The following is a 2,440-nucleotide window of genomic DNA, read 5'->3' as shown; positions in this document are numbered from 1 at the left end:
GTAGAACCCAATAGAACATATTTAGCAGTTGTGGATGACAGTTTTGATCCAGATGAGTTTGTAACACTTGGAATAGGAACACTTAAGTTCATTTGTCCAATGCCATATAAGTTAGGGCCTATACAAAATAAAACCCTTGCCATTGAGAACAGTGACTTAAAATCTAACTTTATTAACAAAGGATCTGTAGAGTCTAATCCAATTATTGATATAACTGTAGGGGCAAAGAGTCCTTTTCTGGATGTATGGAACGGGTTAGAGTACTTCAGACTTGGTTATCCAGTCCCAGTACAGACGGTTGTAGTATCTAAAGAGGAACGTATTTTATGGGACGAAATGACCGACTTAACTAAATGGACACCGTATACTCAAAAAATCGGTTATATTCAGCCTGCAGGTAGTTTTAAAGTATGGCAAGGTTACGCATTCTATGCTGAAGATTATGGTAATGGTACCGCATGGCATGGACCTGTAATGACTAGAGCAATCCCTCAAGATGCTACTGATTTTATTTTAGATTGTCAATTCACACTACAATCTACTAGTGTTGGTCAAATGGGTTCTGTAGCTGTATTTCTTCTAGGAGATAATGATGAAGTTATGACTATGCTGGATGTAACAGATTACTACAATACTATGCAAAACATCAATAGTAGAGTAGGCGTAGGTTGGATGGAATCTGAGGTCAATAAAGATAACTATAGAATCATAGAATCCACAGGTGGTATTCGTGAAGGATCGTTCAATGATTTTAGAGGTCACTTGTCAATGAAGCGTGAAGGTAACAAGTGGTCTGCTAAGGTATCTAAATACAGAGAGAATACAGAGATTGATAACGATACTGAATTAGATTATTGGATAGACATAAGCAATACATCTAAATATACAAGTATGAAGCCGCAAAAAATTGCTGTAGCAGTTACTAAATACGGAAATAATGATGCGATGGAAGTCGCGTTTGTTGAAGATGTTAAGTTTTACAAGATTAATCATTTCGATAAAGATGTAACACCTTATATTTTTGATATAGGAGATAAAATTCAAATAGACACAGAAAGATCATTAGTAACAATCAATGGAACAAATGCAATTGCACTAAAAGATATATTTAGTTCATTCCCTGTTATAAAGAGAGGGAAAAATGAAGTCATAATACGTCCAGCAAATGTAGGAATAGCAAAATTAACGTATAGGGAGCGATTTAGATGAGTACACCAAGTGGAGACTTACATGTTGTTGATTTTAAAACAAATCAAATCGTTTCAGCTATACAACCTAAGGACTATTGGAATGACAAACGGCATTGGGAAATTAAAAATAATATTGATACTCTAGAGTTTAGGGTATTTGAGAATACAGATCATGCAGCAACACTTGTACAGCAAAATTTAGTATTAAAAGAAGTACGTGGCGGTAGAATCGTTCCGTATGTCATTACAGAAACGGAAAAGGATTCTAAGGATAGATCATTAATGGTTTATGCATCTGGTGAATGGATTCAGCTTGCTAAAGCAGCAATTATAGAGCCACAAAAATTGGAAAGCAAAACATTAAAACAGTGTATGGAAATAGCTCTTAAAGGGACGAAGTGGAAAATAGGTAAAACCGAACATGATGGAGCACATTCAATGGAAATTGAAGAATTTACAAATCCATTGGATTTTCTTAAACAAATTGCCGCTTCATTTGAAATAGAAATTCAATATCGAGCTGAAGTTGTTGGTTCTAAAATTGTTGGTCGTTATGTGGATATGGTTAAGAGACGAGGGCGAGATACAAGAAAAGAAGTAACCTTTGGTAAAGATTTAATAGGAATTAAACGTATTGAGAACTCTCAAAACATTTGTACAGCCTTATTAGGTTTTGTGAAAAAAGAAAATGGAGAATTTATTACAATCTCATCCATAAATAAGGGTGTTCCTTATCTTGTGGATGATGCAGCTTATCAACGCTGGAATGAGAACGGAAAACATAAATTCGCTTTCTACACTCCACAAACAGACGACCAAAATATGTCTCCAGAAAGGCTTTTAACTTTAATGAAAACGGAAATGAGAAAGCTTGTGAATGCTTCCGTTTCTTATGGAGTCGATGTACAAAATATAGCTAGAATACCTAATTTATCACATGAAGAGATCAATGAAGGAGATACAATTCGGATTATAGATGAAGGGTTTACACCTAAGTTGTATCTTGAAGCGCGAGCTATTGCTGGTGATGAATCTTTTAAAGATCCTATACAAGATAACTATGTATTTGGTGATTATCGTGAAATCGTGGATCAAAATGATGAGTTGCGAAGATTATACCAAAAGATACTAAGTTCATTGTATGACAAGGTTCCGCAGGAGTTATTTGACCAATTAAATAATAAAGTAAAGGAACAAAACAAAGACATCATTGATGCTAAAGATAAAGCTGATCAGGCTCAAAAAGAAAG

At 34.8% G+C, this 2,440-nt stretch carries 2 protein-coding genes; both read left to right on the top strand.

From position 1 onward, the window contains the following. Nucleotides 1-1,209: distal tail protein Dit (locus ACQRBL_RS32080; RefSeq protein ID WP_427736390.1), on the top strand; the 1,209-nt coding region annotated here is incomplete at its 5' end. Then, nucleotides 1,206-2,440, top strand: a 1,235-nt coding sequence (locus tag ACQRBL_RS32075) for a phage tail spike protein (protein ID WP_180231826.1), incomplete at its 3' end; no start/stop codon positions are given. The genes ACQRBL_RS32080 and ACQRBL_RS32075, both read left to right, overlap by 4 nt.

It is taken from the genome of Bacillus sp. AF62 (genome assembly GCF_050312695.1).
In the GTDB taxonomy this organism is placed as follows: Bacteria; Bacillota; Bacilli; order Bacillales; family Bacillaceae_G; genus Bacillus_A; species Bacillus_A cereus.
This window is presented reverse-complemented; position numbering and strand designations above follow the sequence as displayed.